General features: G+C 65.4%; 15 protein-coding genes. 5 read left to right on the top strand and 10 right to left on the bottom strand.

Annotated features, from left to right (window positions below; all coding sequences use genetic code 11):
* Window positions 1–63 precede the first annotated feature (63 nt).
* On the bottom strand, window positions 64–1125 hold the full coding sequence (locus AC4BBN_RS04020; protein WP_490590659.1) for an AbrB family transcriptional regulator: 1062 nt from the start codon (window positions 1123–1125) through the stop codon (window positions 64–66).
* Between the two features lie 190 nt (window positions 1126–1315).
* Window positions 1316–2575: a sugar MFS transporter gene (locus tag AC4BBN_RS04015; protein ID WP_490590658.1), complete on the bottom strand. Its 1260-nt coding sequence runs from the start codon at window positions 2573–2575 to the stop codon at window positions 1316–1318.
* A gap of 217 nt (window positions 2576–2792) precedes the next feature.
* Here AC4BBN_RS04015 and AC4BBN_RS04010 point away from each other — a divergent pair, with 217 nt between their 5' ends.
* From AC4BBN_RS04010 to AC4BBN_RS03995, 4 genes are all read left to right on the top strand, one after another.
* A complete protein-coding gene (locus AC4BBN_RS04010) occupies window positions 2793–4409 on the top strand; it encodes an FAD-binding protein (RefSeq protein WP_490590657.1) in 1617 nt (538 codons plus the stop codon).
* The gene (locus AC4BBN_RS04005; RefSeq protein WP_490590656.1) at window positions 4406–4735 is read left to right on the top strand and encodes a 4Fe-4S binding protein; all 330 of its coding nucleotides are present in this window, start codon (window positions 4406–4408) and stop codon (window positions 4733–4735) included. The genes AC4BBN_RS04010 and AC4BBN_RS04005 overlap by 4 nt, the downstream gene beginning before the upstream one ends.
* Entirely contained in the window at window positions 4735–5721 is a 987-nt protein-coding gene (locus AC4BBN_RS04000) for an ABC transporter substrate-binding protein (RefSeq protein WP_490590655.1), read from the top strand. Before AC4BBN_RS04005 ends, AC4BBN_RS04000 begins: the two co-directional genes overlap by 1 nt.
* A 365-nt stretch (window positions 5722–6086) precedes the next feature.
* On the top strand, window positions 6087–6668 hold the full coding sequence (locus AC4BBN_RS03995) for a hypothetical protein (RefSeq protein WP_490590654.1): 582 nt from the start codon (window positions 6087–6089) through the stop codon (window positions 6666–6668).
* A 189-nt stretch (window positions 6669–6857) separates the two neighbouring features.
* On the opposite strand, the gene cobF is transcribed toward AC4BBN_RS03995, so the two are convergent.
* Genes cobF through cbiE form a run of 4 tightly spaced genes read right to left on the bottom strand, consistent with a single transcriptional unit; the run spans window position 6858 to window position 9965 of the window.
* Complete coding sequence (gene cobF, locus AC4BBN_RS03990; protein ID WP_490590653.1) at window positions 6858–7622, bottom strand: precorrin-6A synthase (deacetylating); 765 nt, start codon at window positions 7620–7622, stop codon at window positions 6858–6860.
* The gene (gene cobM, locus AC4BBN_RS03985) at window positions 7619–8416 is read right to left on the bottom strand and encodes a precorrin-4 C(11)-methyltransferase (protein WP_490590652.1); all 798 of its coding nucleotides are present in this window, start codon (window positions 8414–8416) and stop codon (window positions 7619–7621) included. The genes cobF and cobM overlap by 4 nt, the downstream gene beginning before the upstream one ends.
* On the bottom strand, window positions 8413–8802 hold the full coding sequence (locus AC4BBN_RS03980; protein ID WP_490590651.1) for a cobalamin biosynthesis protein: 390 nt from the start codon (window positions 8800–8802) through the stop codon (window positions 8413–8415). Before AC4BBN_RS03980 ends, cobM begins: the two co-directional genes overlap by 4 nt.
* A complete protein-coding gene (gene cbiE / locus AC4BBN_RS03975; RefSeq protein WP_490590650.1) occupies window positions 8784–9965 on the bottom strand; it encodes a precorrin-6y C5,15-methyltransferase (decarboxylating) subunit CbiE in 1182 nt (393 codons plus the stop codon). Before cbiE ends, AC4BBN_RS03980 begins: the two co-directional genes overlap by 19 nt.
* Here cbiE and AC4BBN_RS03970 point away from each other — a divergent pair.
* On the top strand, window positions 9964–10713 hold the full coding sequence (locus tag AC4BBN_RS03970) for a cobalt-precorrin-6A reductase (protein ID WP_490590649.1): 750 nt from the start codon (window positions 9964–9966) through the stop codon (window positions 10711–10713). The two genes, cbiE and AC4BBN_RS03970, sit on opposite strands and share 2 nt — an antisense overlap.
* Here AC4BBN_RS03970 and cobJ read toward each other — a convergent pair.
* From cobJ to cobG, 4 genes are read right to left on the bottom strand one after another with little or no spacing between them, the layout of a single operon-like run.
* On the bottom strand, window positions 10689–11423 hold the full coding sequence (cobJ, locus tag AC4BBN_RS03965; RefSeq protein ID WP_490590648.1) for a precorrin-3B C(17)-methyltransferase: 735 nt from the start codon (window positions 11421–11423) through the stop codon (window positions 10689–10691). The two genes, AC4BBN_RS03970 and cobJ, sit on opposite strands and share 25 nt — an antisense overlap.
* Window positions 11420–12151: a precorrin-2 C(20)-methyltransferase gene (gene cobI / locus AC4BBN_RS03960; RefSeq protein ID WP_490590647.1), complete on the bottom strand. Its 732-nt coding sequence runs from the start codon at window positions 12149–12151 to the stop codon at window positions 11420–11422. Before cobI ends, cobJ begins: the two co-directional genes overlap by 4 nt.
* Window positions 12151–12783: a precorrin-8X methylmutase gene (locus AC4BBN_RS03955; RefSeq protein WP_490590646.1), complete on the bottom strand. Its 633-nt coding sequence runs from the start codon at window positions 12781–12783 to the stop codon at window positions 12151–12153. The genes cobI and AC4BBN_RS03955 overlap by 1 nt, the downstream gene beginning before the upstream one ends.
* Window positions 12773–13963 carry a precorrin-3B synthase gene (cobG, locus tag AC4BBN_RS03950; protein WP_490590645.1) on the bottom strand — a complete coding sequence of 397 codons (1191 nt, stop codon included), beginning with the start codon at window positions 13961–13963 and terminating at the stop codon, window positions 12773–12775. The genes AC4BBN_RS03955 and cobG overlap by 11 nt, the downstream gene beginning before the upstream one ends.
* Window positions 13964–14223 lie beyond the last annotated feature (260 nt).

Raw genomic sequence — 14223 nt, 5'->3', positions numbered from 1 at the left:
GGGTGCTTGCTATTGAAAATATAGCTGCTTGCGCAGGTAATGCCTGCGCTGGAGGCCATTTTGTTACGCAGCCCGGGTAGCTACAAACTTGGACACCTGTGGCCCCAGTACCAGCACCATCAGGAACCGGGCTAGCTGCATGGCCATCACAAAACTGGCGTCTACCGCGCTGGTGGCGGCAATCACCGCCACCGAATCCGCGCCGCCGGGGCTGGTCGCCAGATAGGCGGTGAGCGGATCAATGCCAGACAGCCAGGACAGCGCGGTCGCAATCGCGATGCCCACAGCCATCAAAGCCACAATCGACCCCATCACATGCGGCAATGCCCGCAAGGCATGTTTCAGAATGGCGCGCGTAAAGCGCAGCCCGATGCTCCAGCCAATCAGTGCATAGGCCACGGCCAGCAAGGCGCCTGGCAGTTCAATCACCAGCAGCCCCGTCGCCTGCAATGCGCTACCCAGCAACAAGGGCAACACCATGGCGCCAGCGGGAATATGCAGCCTGCGGGCGACCAAAGCGCCCCCAAATGCCAGCAGCATCGTCAACGCCACGTTGTCCGGGTTGTCCACCGTGAACCAGTGCATGCCGGCGACCACGGACGGGCCGGTGTGCGGGGCAAATATGCGTGCCACCAGCGCGGCCGTTGCCGTCACCATCGCCACCCGCAAATACTGCATGAACGCCACCAGCCGCGTATCCGCCCCGTAAGACTCGGCCATCAACACCATGGCCGAGGCCGCGCCGGGTGCCAGCCCCCACACAGCCGTGGTGCCCGGGAATATCTTGCGGCGCATCAAGACCCAGCCCAACACCGCGCTGGCCGCGATGACCGAGCCCGTCACCAGCACAAAGAGGGGCCAATTGGCCGCCACCTTGCCCAGCGCCGAAGGCTGCAGGCTGTGGGCCATCAGACAGCCGAGCACGCCCTGCGCCAAAGCAAACAGGGTAGGCGGGATGCGCAGCTGAATGTCTCTGGCCGACAGCACAATGCCCACCAACATGCAGCCCAGCAACACCCCGGCAGGCAGATGGATTGCGGTCAGAAGCCAGGCTAGCGCGGCACTCGCCGGGAGCAGAACGCCCCACCAAGCCAGTGGGGTTGTATGAAAGAAGCGGGTGAACATGGGGACAAATGTGCCACACGGGCATGCGTCGTTTCGGCGCGAAGACCCGTGGGCCGGCCAGGTCCGGCCTGGAGGGGCGTTGCTATCTAAAAAGTAGCTTGCAGCGCAGTTTATATCTGCGCTGGAGCCACTTTTTATATAGATTCCTGCGGGCCGCAGGGCGCGGGTACCGGCTGCCGCTAGGCGGTTGTTAGGCCGTCACTGTGCGTGGTGCAGGCGCTGCGTCGGCAGGCTCTTGCACGGCCACCGGGCGGTAGCCCCTGGACCCGTAGAAGCCGATGTACAGAAAGCACAGCAAAGGCACGATGAAGGACAGCAGCAGGCTCAGCTTGTCGGCCAGCGCTGCCTGCAGCAGCGGCACCACCGCGCCGCCCACAATCGCCATGCACAGCAGGCCCGAGCCCTGGCTGGTCAAATGCCCCAGGCCTTCCAATGCCAGCGAGAAAATCGTGGGGAACATGATCGAGTTGAACAGCCCGGTCAGCAGCAAAGCCCACATGGCAAACGGGCCGCCCACCGCCATGGCCGCGCCTATCAACACCGCGTTGACCAGTGCTGCCGCCGCCAGCACCCGGTTGGCTGCCACGCGCTGCATCAGCGCAGAGCCCGCAAAGCGCCCCACCATGGCCGCACCCCAGTACATGGCAAGGTACTTGCCGGCTTGCACATGCGTCAGCCCACCCACGGCGGGCTCGCTCATCAGGTTGACCAGGAAGCTGCCCACGCTGACCTCGGCACCCACATAGGTAAAGATGCCCAATGCGCCCAGCACCAGATGGCGGTGCGCCCAAATGCTGTCGTTGGCACTGCCAGGGTGCGATGCTGGGGCGTTGTCCTCAATCGCGCGGGCGTCGGGCAGCTTGAACATGGACACCACGGCCGCCAGCACGAACAGCACGGCGGCCAGCACCAGGTACGGGCCCTGCACGCTATCTGCCGACTTCGCCATGTCGGCCGCATGGTCGGCTGCGCCCAGGATGGTGACAGCGCCAATCAGCGGGCCCAGGGTGGCGCCCAGTGAGTTGAAGGCCTGCGTCAGGTTCAGGCGGCTGGAAGCCGTGGCGTGGTCGCCCAGCAAGGTGACATAGGGATTGGCGGCGACCTGCACCAGCGTAATACCAGCCGCCAGCACAAACAAGGCGCCCAGGAAGAAGGGGTAGGCCTGCAGTTCAGCCGCCGGGTAGAACAGCAGGCAGCCTATGCCTATCGTGCACAGCCCCACGGTAATGCCCCGTTGGTAGCCAATGCGGCGCAGCAGCGCACCAGCGGGCATGGACACCACGAAGTAGGCGGTGAAGAAGCAAAACTGGATCAGCATGGCCTGCACATAGGTCAGCGAGAACATCGCCTTCAGGTGCGGTATCAGGATGTCGTTGAGCGAGGTGATCAAACCCCACATGAAGAAGAGCGAGGTCAGGACCGTGAGCGGCCGGGTGTAACGATGGGACATAAATTAGGCAAATTGGTCATTGCCAGGCACCTTGCGCGCCCGAGCGAAGGCCAAATATTAACGGTTTATTAAAAACACCATTCGCCGCTTGGATAGGCCCACTTGTTTTGGCACCCCCACGCCAAAGTTTCATATATCGATGGAAGGATTTGTTCGTTGGTGAGCCGCACATCGGCTACTAGCATTGCCGGTGAACTTGCAACGTAAGGGGCACGCAATGGGTACACGAGATATGGATCGGGCATGGCACTCCGCCACGGACGGCACACAGCAGTTCGATGTGGATGTGCTGGTTTTGGGGGGCGGCCCTGCGGGGGCTTGGGCAGCGGTCAGTGCGCGGGCCAGAGGTGCCAGCGTGGTGCTGGCCGACAAAGGCTATTGCGGCACTTCGGGTGCCACGGCGCCCTCTGGTACCGGCGTTTGGTATGTACCGCCCGGCACGGAAGCCCGCGAGCAGGCCAAGGCCAGCCGCTTTGCCATGGGCGGGCAGCTGGCCGAGCATGTGTGGATGGACCGGGTGCTGGAGCAAACCTGGAAGAACGTCGAGCAGCTGGCCGAATGGGGTTACCCCTTTCCAGTGGATGCCGAGGGGCAGCAGCAGCGCACATCCCTGCAAGGACCTGAGTACATGCGCCTGATGCGCAAGCGGGTTAAAGAATCCGGCGCGCGTATTCTGGACCACAGCCCGGCGCTGGAGTTGCTGGTCAGCGCATCCGGTGCAGTGCAGGGGGCACGTGGTGTGAACCGGCAGACCGGTGACAGCTGGGTTGTGCGGGCGGGGGCCGTGGTGATGGCCACCGGCGGTTGCGCATTTTTGAGCCGTGCGCTGGGCTGCAATGTATTGACGGGCGAGGGCTTGCTGATGGCGGCCGAAGCTGGCGCAGAGCTGTCGGGCATGGAGTTCTCCAACGCCTATGGCCTGGGCCCCGCGTTCTCGTCCATTACCAAATCACTGTTCTACAACTGGGCGACCTTCTACCACGCCGATGGCACCGAGCTAGAAGGCGCGGGCTCGGCCAGGGGCCGCAGCATCATTGCCAAAACCTTGCAGACCGAGCAGGTATTGGCGCGCCTGGACCGTGCCGATGGGCAGATCAGGGCCTGGATGCGTACGGCCCAGCCAAACTTCTTTCTGTCCTTTGATCGGCGCGGCATCGACCCGTTTACGCAGCACTTTCCGGTGACTTTGCGCCTGGAGGGAACTGTGCGGGGCACCGGCGGGCTGCGCATTGAAGATAGCAGCTGTGCCACCAACGTGCCCGGGCTGTATGCGGCCGGTGATGCGGCCACCCGTGAGCTGATTTGCGGAGGCTTCACCGGCGGGGGCAGCCACAACGCCGCCTGGGCTTTGTCATCCGGCTTCTGGGCGGGCGCAGGGGCTGCGGACTTCAGCCGGCAGCAGTCAGGTGGTCACAGTCTGCACAAGCAACACTTGTTGTATGCCGGGCGCAATGGCCTGCGCACAGCCGGCCATACGCGTTGGGATGCGGAGGAGGTGATTCGCGCGGTACAGGCCGAAGTCTTTCCCTACGAGCGCAACTGGACGCGCAGCCAGGACCTGCTGCAGGACTCGCTGGTGCGTCTCGACGCGCTGTGGGAGCGGCTGCAACACAGCGCACCCGCTGCCGGCGCGACAGACAGCGTACGTTCGCGCGAAGCGCTTGGCATGTTGGCCACATCGCGCTGGATGTACCGCAGTGCGCTGGCCCGTAGCGAAACCCGTGGCATGGCCCGCCGTGCCGATCACCAGGCCTTGGATCCGGGGCAGCAGCACCGCTTGGTCGCAGGCGGCCTGGATGCCGTCTGGGTGCGCAGCGAAGGGGTTGCGGCATGATCGAAATCGTCAGCCCTGAGCGCTGCACCGGCTGCAATATCTGCGTGCACGCCTGCCCTACCAATGTGTTTGAAGCGGTGGCATCCGCGCCCCCGCGCATTGCGCGCCAGTCTGACTGCCAGACCTGCTTTATGTGTGAGCTGTATTGCCCGGAAGACGCGCTGTATGTGGCTCCGAACGCGGACCAGAGCGCACCGGTTTCCGAGAGCGATCCCTTGGTGCAGTCGCTGATTGGCAGCTACCGCAGCACCATCGGTTGGGGCAAGGGGCGCCAGCCGACGGCTGGCGGTGACATGAGTTTTGAGTTACTGAAAAGAGTGCATTGATGCGTACATGGACCCATTACCCTACACCCTCTAACGCGCTTCTTTCCCGGCGCAACCTGCTCGTCGGTGGCGCTGCGGCGGTCGCCAGCGCAGCCTTGCCCGCCGTGGCACAGGCGCAGAGCAGTGTATTGCGGCTCGGTTTCATCGGCCCTGGAAAGAAGCCGGGCTCTGCATCTGGCTATGCGCTGGCGCAAGGCCATTTGGTGCGCGAATTGGCGCCCTTGGGTTACACCGAGGTGTCAACCCATGTGTTTCCCAATGGCCCGGACCTGAACGAGGCGCTCGCTGCCGGCTCTCTGGATGTAGGCATCTATGGCGACACGCCTGCCGTGGTGGCCAAGTCGCGTGGCGTGGACGGCAAGCTCATTGGCTTTGACAACCTGGGCATGAATGTGTGGCTGCTGACACCGCAAGGCGGCGTCAAAACGGTCAAAGAACTGGAGGGCAAAGTCGTCGCCGTGGCGCTGGGTTCCTATATGCACCGCTACGTGCTGGGTCTGCTGAAAGAGGCTGGGATCTTGAAAACCACCAAGGTGGTGTACATGCTTCCACGCGATGGCGAGGTGGGGCTTGAGAAGGGCAGCGTGGCTGCTTTTGCCGCGCCGATCAACACCGGTCCCCTGCTGGCCTCACGGGGTTACCCGGTCATCGACGAAGCCGACAGACACCCCAGCCTGCGCGGCAGCGCGGTCATCGTGGCCTCTGGCAAAGCGCTGGCCAATGCACCCACTCTGGGAGCGGCCTGGCTACGGGCCCGGCGCGCGGCCATCGCCGATATCCGCAAAGACCCGGACCGGTACTACAGCTTCCACGCAGATGCATCGGGCTTCCCGGTCGCGGTCGTGAAAGAGTCCTACCCTGTTGCCCGGTTCCCGGATGAGGCCTATCCAGCCACTGGCTTGCAGGCCCTGGAGGACATCAAGGTCTTCCTTTTGGGGGAAAACCTGATCAAGCAAGACTTCAATATTGCGCAGTGGAAGGTGTGAGCTTATTGCTATCAAAATGGTAGCTTCTAGCGAAGGTATTACCTGCGCTAGGAGCACTTTTCCTTTAAATGTGCGGGTGCGATAAATACAGGCCGCATGCGGCTTTGATGCCGCAATCGACATCGCGCAACTGGCTCTTGCGGAACAAGGTCAAGCTATCGCAGATGCTTTGGATGGGCTGCTGAGGTGACTTTGGGGGACCTTCAGGTCGGTAGCCAGTAAAAGGTAGAAGGCGGCCCTTCGAGCGCAATCAGACATCGACGCATTGCGTGCTCCCGAAAGCGCCCCCGTGGGCCGTCGGTCTGCGGATAGACTTTGCTGCGTTCAGCCAGGTGCCGATAGTCTTTTGCCGAGCCGCATCCACCATGAAACATCTTCGCCAGCTTCTTGTCCTTTTCGCCGCTGTCACCTGCGGCCACGTGGACGCTCAGACGGCTAGCGCTTTGTCGCCCGGGTTCAATGGCTCCCCGATTTCCGCCGCGTCGCATGGGTCCATCTCGGAGTCCAATGCGGCCGTATTCAAGGCTTGCGCGGTCGATCCGACAGCCCGTGGAGTGTGTCCGCTGGATGCGGTCTTCGGGCTCTTCAAGCTCGCCCCGAACAATGACGTGTTGGACTTCAAGGTTTCCAACACAGTCCCCCGGATCGTTAACCAAAACTACGGGTGGATACTGAAACTCAACCAGATGGCCGGCAAGGTCCGCGTTCTTGAACGCATGACACTGCCGGAACCGCCGAAGACGTGGGGCGCCGGTGGACAGCCTTATGGCACCTCGGCGGATCGCAAGACGATTTCGCTGGATGTGACCCTGACGGTGTACAACGGCACGATTTCCAAGTCATGGGACGTGGCTGATGGCGATCCTCCTGGCCACTACCTGATCACCGCGTTCATCGAAAACTCCGCGCCGGTGCAGTTCGAGTTCGATGTGATTGATCCGCGATAAGCATGCGCCCCCAATCTGTTGCTTGAGCCCGTTTCTCATTTCTGCACGCGCTGAGGGTGATCGTCCGTTCGTCCGTTTCCTCGGTAGATAGGCGAGCTTGGCGGTTTGTCGCTATCAAGCCAGATCGCCGCGTTCGCCGAGCTTCCGCTTGGTTGTGTGCAGCTGCTGCTTTGCAGACCCAGCGGTCTGTCAGACTCGAAAATTCCGCCGCATCAAATACGTATCCATGATCCACCCATGCGCAGCCCGCGCGGCCTGGCGCTCCGCCTGAATCTTCTCGCTCACCTCGGCCAGCGGGCCCGCGATGCAAATCTGCTGCGCCATACCCAGGTAGGCACCCCACCAAATGGTGATGCCCTCGGGTGCCAAGTGCTGAAACGCACAGGCCCCGTCCAACATCACGGCCACGGTGTCGGCACTTTCGGGCCAGCCGTGGTCTCGCAGCTGGCGGCCGGTGGTGATGGTGACGGGGGCGTTGATGTCGTTGAGCGCGATGGCGTGGGCGGCGGTCAGCGCTTGCAGGGCGGTGATGCCAGGTACCACGGACACCTTCAGCGGTAGCTGCAGGGCTAGGCGGTCGGCGATGCGCAGGGTACTGTCGTACAGCGAGGGGTCGCCCCATACCAGCAGGGCTACACGGCCACCTGCAGGCAGGTGGGCGTGGATGGTGGCCAGCCAGACCTGGGCAATCGCGTCGTGCCAGCGGTTTACGGCGGCGGGGTAGTCGGGGTCTTCGGCGTCGCGCACCGGCATGTCGAACTGCACCACTTGGGTGGCGGGGTTGGTCACCAGCTCCTGGCACAGCTGCAGGCGCAGTTCGGCCAGATCGGCTTTGCCCTCGCCTTTGTGGGGCACCAGGATGAGGTCGGCCGCGTTCAGCGCTTTCACGCCTTGGCGGGTCACGTGGTCGGGGTTGCCGGTGCCTATGCCGACCAGGCAGAGGTCAATATTCACTCTGTACCTGCGGGGAAGCGCGGCGCGGTGCCCAGCGGGCGGTAGCGGCGGTCGTAGTCGCCTGCGTAGAGGCGGCTGTGGTCAAAGTCTGCTTCGCCCAAGTTCTCACCCAGGGTGTGGCCGACCAGAATCAAGGCCGTGCGCTCCATGCCTTCGCCCACGGCGGCTTCGATGGTGGACAGTGTGGCGCGCACCACGCGCTCGTCCGGCCAACTGGCACGCCAGACCACGGCCACCGGGCAGTCTGCGCCGTAGTGGGGCGTCAGCTCGGCCACCACGCGCGGCAGTACGTGGATGGACAGGTGGATGGCCAGCACGGCCTGGGTGGCGGCAAAGTTGGCCAGCGACTCGGTGCTGGGCATGGCCGACGCACGGCCAGAGGTGCGCGTGAGCACCACCGACTGGCTCAGGCCTGGCAATGTCAGCTCGGCTTCCAGCGTGGCGGCGGCGGCGGCGAAGGAGGGCACGCCGGGCGTCACGGTGTAGGGGATGCCGAGTGCGCGCAGGCCGCGCAGTTGCTCGCCCATGGCCGACCAGACCGACAGGTCGCCCGAATGCAGGCGGGCCACGTCTTGCCCGGCGGCATGGGCGGTGCTGATTTCGGCCAGGATTTGCTCCAGCGACAGCGGTGCTGTGTTGACGATGCGGGCGCCGGGTGGGCAGTGGGCCAGCACACCTTCGGGCACCAGGGAGCCGGCATACAGGCAGACGGGGCTGGCGGTGATCAGGTCACGGCCGCGCAGGGTTAGGAGGTCGGGGGCGCCGGGGCCGGCGCCAATGAAGTGGACAGTCATAGCCGGGTATTTTCCGCGATGGCGGCGGTGGCCATGCGGTCGGCGGATACGCCCCGGGGCGTGACCAGTTGCGCGCCTGCGCCGGCTGCGGCCAGCGCTGCCGCCTCGGCCAGGCTATGGCCGCCGTAGCGTGCGGGTGCATGGGGGCTGGCGCTGGCAGTTTGTTGCTGCAGGTCGGCCAAGGGTACGGCCACTAAGGGTAGGCCGAGTTCCGCAGCCAGCTGCAGCAGGGCGGGGGCTTGGGCCTTGTCTTCGGCCGTTGCCAGCACGCTGATGCCATGGGCGCCAGCGGCCTGCAAGGCACTGCGCAGCGATGCCTCCGTGGCCTGGGCGCGAAAGCCCAGGCCAGCGATTCTTACAAGCTTATTCAGAGCGTTATGCTCCACTGCACCACCGGACGGGCGGGTTGCCAGCCGCGCATGCTGCCCAGCGGGGCCGATGCGGCCAGTTCGATGCGCAGCAAATCACCGCCGTGCTGCAAGTGCAGCTGGGTCAGTGCAGATTCGGTTTCCAGCGTGACCCCATTCACCACCAACCTACAGCCAGAGGGAGCCAGGGATTGCAAAACCGTGAACAGTGCCAGATTGAAACCACCGCCGACAAAGATGGCCTGCGGTGGCGCCAGGCTGGCCAGCGCGTCGGGCGCCAGGCCTTCGACCACATGCAGGGTGCCGGCCAGGCCGTAGTGGTCTACGTTGGTACGGATGTTGGACACGCGCGCGGCATGTTGCTCGACCGCGCTGGCGCGTCCACCCGCCAGGCACCATTCCACCGAGACGGAGCCCGAGCCCGCGCCTATGTCCCAGAGGTGTTCGCCGGGGCGGGGCGCCAGGGCGGCCAGCGTCAGTGCGCGCATGGGGGACTTGGTGATCTGGCCGTCGTGCGCAAAGTTGGCATCCGGCAGGCCGGCGCTGCGCGGCAGGCCCAGCGCGCCCGCCACCTCGATGGCCAGCGCCACCGGGGCGGCTACATCCAGCAGGTCAAAACCTGCGGCTGTGCTGTGGCGTATGCGTTCACGCGGGCCGCCCAGGGCTTCCAATACGCAGAGCGCCGAGCTGCCAAAACCTTGCTGGTCCAGCCAGGCACTGAAGTCGCGCACGGCCGATCCGTCGCGCAGCAGGCACAGCAGGCGTGCGCCACGCTGCAGGCTGGGGCGGATGCTGGCGAACGGGGTCGCGTGCAGGCCGTGGCAAGCTACGTCTTCCAGCCGCCAGCCCAGACGTGCAGCAGCCAGAGAAAAGGTAGAGGGCGCGGGGTAGCTGGCCCACTCCGCTGCATCCAAGTGTGCCGCCAGGCTACCGCCGGCGCCAAACCAGAACGGGTCGCCAGAGGCCAGCACGGCCACACGTTGGCCGCGCAGTGCCAATACCGGGGCCACGTCAAAAGGCACGGGCCAGGGTTGGCCGCGTGGCCCGGCATCGGCCAGCGCCAGGTGGCGCGGTCCGCCAAAAATGACGTCGGCAGCGTCCAGCGCGGCGCGGCTGGCTTCACCCAAGCCAGCCAGCCCGTTTTCGCCTAAACCTATGATGGAAAGCCAGGGATCAAGCATGCAACGCATCCTCGTATTGGGTGGAACCACAGAAGCCAGCCAGTTGGCCCGGGCCCTGGCAGCGGCCGGTATGGACGCAGTGTTTTCGTACGCAGGCCGCACCGAAGCGCCCGTTGCCCAGCCACTGCCCACGCGGGTCGGTGGCTTTGGCGGCATCGTGGGTTTGCAAACCTGGCTGCAGGCAGAGGGTATCAGCCATGTGGTGGATGCCACCCATCCGTTCGCCGCGCAGATGAGCGGCAACGCCGTTGCGGCCTGCGGTGCCGTGGGAATTCCGCTGCTGGCTTTGGAGCGGCCGGCCTGGGTGGCGCAGGCCGGTGACCAGTGGCTGCATGTGCCTGACATTGCTGCAGCTGTTGCCGCATTGCCCAAGGAGCCGGCACGGGTGTTTTTGGCGATTGGCCGGCAAAACCTGGCGGCGTTTGCGGTGCGCCCGCAGCACCATTACCTGTTGCGCCTGGTCGATGCCGTGCCGGACCTGCCCTTGCCCCAGGCCGATGTGGTGTTGGCGCGCGGCCCATTCACGGTGGACGGGGACCGTGCGCTCATGCAGGCGCACGGCATCAGCCATGTGGTGGCCAAGAATGCCGGTGGCAGTGGTGCCGAGGCCAAGCTGCTGGCTGCGCGTGCACTGGGCATACCGGTGATCTTGGTGGACCGACCTGCCATTCCTGCCCGCGCCACCGTCGCCACGGTGGCCGAGGTGATAGGCTGGATTGCGGCTCACGCTGCCGACCGGGGCGTGTAGACGAAGCGCCCCACACGTCGCGTGACGGCATTGCCGACCAACACCACGGTGCGCATATCGGCCATCTCGGGCGTGGCCTCGGCCAGGGTGACGGTGTGGATCTGTTCCTGCGGCGTGGACACAGCGCGCGCAAAGGTGATCAGTCGGCCAGGGCCGCAGGCCTCGCGCAGCACGGCCAGAATGCGGCCAAAGGTGTCGGGCCGGCTGGCCGAGCGCGGGTTGTAAAACGCCATCGCAAAGTCTGCCCCGGCGGCGGCGCGCACGCGGGCTTCGATCAGGCTGGCGGGCTTCAGGTTGTCGCTGAGGTTGATGGCGCAGAAGTCGTGGCCCAGCGGCGCGCCCGCGCTGGCTGCGGCGGCCAGCATGGCGGTGATGCCTGGTAGCACGCGGATGTCCAGCTGCTGCCACGTGGGCATGCCTTCCAGGGCTTCGAATACGGCGGAGGCCATGGCAAACACTCCCGGGTCGCCAGATGACACAACCACCACGCGGCGGCCTGCGGCGGCCATGGCCAGCGCCGCGCGCGCGCGGTCCATTTCCACCCGGTTGTCAGAGGGGTGCAGCGTCAAGCCTGCACGCGGTGCGATGCGCGCCACGTAGGGGATGTAGCCGACGACATCGGTGGCGGCTTCCAGGGCCAGCGTGACCTCGGGAGTGACCAGGTTGGCGTCCCCTGGGCCCAGACCGGCTATACACAACCACCCGTTCATTCCAGTACCTCGGGCCGTCGCCCATGGCCGTGCACCAGCACGATGGCGAAGTAGGGGCAGTCGGTGCCATCCACTTCGATGAGTGGCACAACGCGCTCGCCCGGCATGGTGCCGCGCTCTACCAGCCAGGCCTGGTCCAGCCGGCCGGCTGCGGCCAGCGCGCTGCGCACGCGCGGCAGGTTGCGGCCGGTCTTCATGATCACCAGCGCGTCGGCCGATTGCATATGGCGCAGCAGCTCGGCCTCAGGCAGTGTGCCCATGAGCACGGTCAAGACGTCGTCGCCCCAGGTGATGGGGGTGCCGGTGGCCCACCAGCAACCTACCATGCCCGGAATGCCGGGTATCACTTCCACGGCGGCGCGGCCCTCTAGGCGGGTGTACAGGTGCATGAACGAGCCGTAAAAGAAGGGGTCGCCCTCGCACAGCACCAGCACGTCTTCGGTCTGCGCCAGTACTGCCAAACGGTCGGCCCAGTCGTCGTAAAACCCGGCCAGGCAGGCGATGTACTCGGGGCTGTCGAAGGGCAGTTCGGTAGTCACCGGGTATTCCATCGCGTACTCGGTCACCCCTGGTGCCAGCATGCCTTCGACGATGCGCCGGGCCTGGCCGGGGCGGCCTTTTTTGCGGAAGTAAGCGACATGGCCTGCGGCGCGGATCGCGCGATCAGCACGTACGCTCATCAGGTCCGGGTTGCCTGGGCCGAGCCCGGCGCAGAGGATGCGGCCCATCAGATTTCTCTCCGGCAGGCGAGTGCGTTGACTGCGGCGACGGTGATGGCCGAGCCGCCGAGCCGGCCTTGCACCACCAGCGATGGTGCGGGCAGGTCGGCCATCAGCGCGGCCTTGGATTCGGCTGCGCCGACAAAGCCCACAGGGCAGCCGATGATGGCTGCGGGGCGTGGGCAGGTCGGGTCTTGCAGCATGTTCAGCAGCTGGAATAGCGCGGTGGGTGCATTGCCTATGGCCACCACGGCGCCGGCCAGGTGCGGCCGCCACAGCTCCAGCGCGGCGGCGCTGCGGGTGGTCGCCATGGCTTGGGCCAATTCGCGTACTGCGGGGTCGTTCAGCGTGCAGATGACCTGGTTGCTGGCGGGCAGGCGGGTACGGGTAATGCCTTCGCTCACCATACGCACATCGCACATGATGGGCGCACCGGCCTCCAATGCGCTACGGGCGGCTTCGGCCATGCCTTCGGAAAAGCGCACATGGGCTTCCAGGCCGACCATGCCGGTGGCGTGGACCATGCGGACGACGGCCAGCTCTTCGATGGGGTTGAAGCGGGCCAAATCGGCCTCGGCCCGAATAATGGCGAAGGACTGGCGATAGATAGCTGCGCCATCGGTTTCAAATTCATGACGCATGGAATGTCGGTAGCAAGTAAGAAGCAATGGATTCGGTAGGCAAGGCCTGTACATCGGGGGAGGCAGATGCCGCTCCGTTACGGATCAGGTCAAAGCCAGCCGACGTGGCCACCAGCGTCAGCGCGGCGCGCGGGTGGGCGCAGCCTTTGCTGCAGCCCGATACATGCAACAGGTGGCCGGCGGGCACCAGGGGCGCCAGCGTGCGGGCCAGGGGGCGTGTGGCGGCCAAGGCCTGCAGGCAGCCGGGTGCGCCGGTACATGCGACCACGCGCAGGAGCGGATCGCCGGGGTGGGTGATCAGGCCTGCCAGGTCGGGCGCCTGGGTGGCGCCTTCGACCAGCAGCATGTGCCAGGGCGTCATGCGCAGCGGGCCCAGACGTGCCAGGGCATCCAGTGTGGCTGCGGTGAGCTGGCCGAACTCGGCGCCGACCAGCCAGCCTGGGGGCACAGCGCCGGGATTGGCTGGGAGGGGCGCAGCCGGTCTGGCTGCCACGGTTTGAAAGCGCGCTGGCAAGGCTTGTGGCGCCAGCGCCGCCATTCGGCTGCGTCCCGGCCTACCGCCGCCCTGGGTCAAAAACCAGCGGGCTAGCTCTATTGCGGCGGAGACGGCTTCGTCGGCAGCCACTTCGGCCACATTCGCATAGCCATCGGCGCTCACGGTATAGCCCCGGGCGCTGCGTTCGATGCGGATGTCGGCTGAGGTGCTTTCCAGTACAGCCAATGGGCCGGTATCTACCGCGAAGCCGAACTTGCCCGGTAAGTCGGGCGCGTCCGGCGCGGCCAGAGCCTGGGCCAGGGCGTTGGCGATTTGCAGGGTACCGTCGCCCGGCGTCCAGAAGGGTGTGACGACGATGTTGCGCCGGGCTTCGGCTTCCGGGCTGTCATCCACCAGGCCTAGATCCCGCAGCCCCTGGATCAGCGCGGGATGCGATGCAGGCGCAACACCGCGCAGCTGCAGATTGGCGCGGCTGGTCAGGTCGAGCAGGCCGTTGCCATGGCTGTTGGATAGCGCGGCAATGCCGATTGCCTGTGCCTGTGTGAGCCGCCCAGCCTGTGGACGTACGCGCACCACCAACCCGTCGCCTGACAGCATGGGGCGCAGCGCACCGGGGCACCAGCCTTTGATGTGGGGCGTGTTGACGGGGGGCATGGTGGTGGCGACGGTTGCGGCGGTTCGCATCCCAGGGCAGTGGACGTGTTGGAGTTGTTTTTGATGCGGGGCAGGGCCGCCGGGGATGTCGCGCCAGAGCCTCGGCCCTCAGGCAAACGGCATGGCGCAGAGCAGCTTCGAAATCCCCACGGCAATGCTCCAAGTATCGCATTACAGGTGCTGCGTCCTCAGCGCCCGGCAAGGGCATCGCTGCAGCCTGGGCCCCCGGCCTCGGGTTGTGGACTGCAGTTTTGAAGAAAATAGGGGTCTGGCGCATATGGAATCCGCGC

The organism is Rhodoferax sp. SPJ21 (genome assembly GCF_058216335.1).
The sequence above is the reverse complement of the archived record's forward strand: the minus strand, read 5'-3'. Positions and strand labels throughout refer to the sequence as shown.

What these genes read in the sequence shown, in the direction of transcription:
- AC4BBN_RS04020 (WP_490590659.1), bottom strand. Translation starts at nt 1,125, where the DNA reads ATGTTCACCCGCTTCTTTCATACAACCCCACTGGCTTGGTGGGGCGTT.
- AC4BBN_RS04015 (WP_490590658.1), bottom strand. Translation starts at nt 2,575, where the DNA reads ATGTCCCATCGTTACACCCGGCCGCTCACGGTCCTGACCTCGCTCTTC.
- AC4BBN_RS04010 (WP_490590657.1), top strand. Translation starts at nt 2,793, where the DNA reads ATGGGTACACGAGATATGGATCGGGCATGGCACTCCGCCACGGACGGC.
- AC4BBN_RS04005 (WP_490590656.1), top strand. Translation starts at nt 4,406, where the DNA reads ATGATCGAAATCGTCAGCCCTGAGCGCTGCACCGGCTGCAATATCTGC.
- AC4BBN_RS04000 (WP_490590655.1), top strand. Translation starts at nt 4,735, where the DNA reads ATGCGTACATGGACCCATTACCCTACACCCTCTAACGCGCTTCTTTCC.
- AC4BBN_RS03995 (WP_490590654.1), top strand. Translation starts at nt 6,087, where the DNA reads ATGAAACATCTTCGCCAGCTTCTTGTCCTTTTCGCCGCTGTCACCTGC.
- cobM (WP_490590652.1), bottom strand. Translation starts at nt 8,416, where the DNA reads ATGACTGTCCACTTCATTGGCGCCGGCCCCGGCGCCCCCGACCTCCTA.
- AC4BBN_RS03970 (WP_490590649.1), top strand. Translation starts at nt 9,964, where the DNA reads ATGCAACGCATCCTCGTATTGGGTGGAACCACAGAAGCCAGCCAGTTG.
- cbiE (WP_490590650.1), bottom strand. Translation starts at nt 9,965, where the DNA reads ATGCTTGATCCCTGGCTTTCCATCATAGGTTTAGGCGAAAACGGGCTG.
- cobJ (WP_490590648.1), bottom strand. Translation starts at nt 11,423, where the DNA reads ATGAACGGGTGGTTGTGTATAGCCGGTCTGGGCCCAGGGGACGCCAAC.
- cobI (WP_490590647.1), bottom strand. Translation starts at nt 12,151, where the DNA reads ATGGGCCGCATCCTCTGCGCCGGGCTCGGCCCAGGCAACCCGGACCTG.
- AC4BBN_RS03955 (WP_490590646.1), bottom strand. Translation starts at nt 12,783, where the DNA reads ATGCGTCATGAATTTGAAACCGATGGCGCAGCTATCTATCGCCAGTCC.
- cobG (WP_490590645.1), bottom strand. Translation starts at nt 13,963, where the DNA reads ATGCGAACCGCCGCAACCGTCGCCACCACCATGCCCCCCGTCAACACG.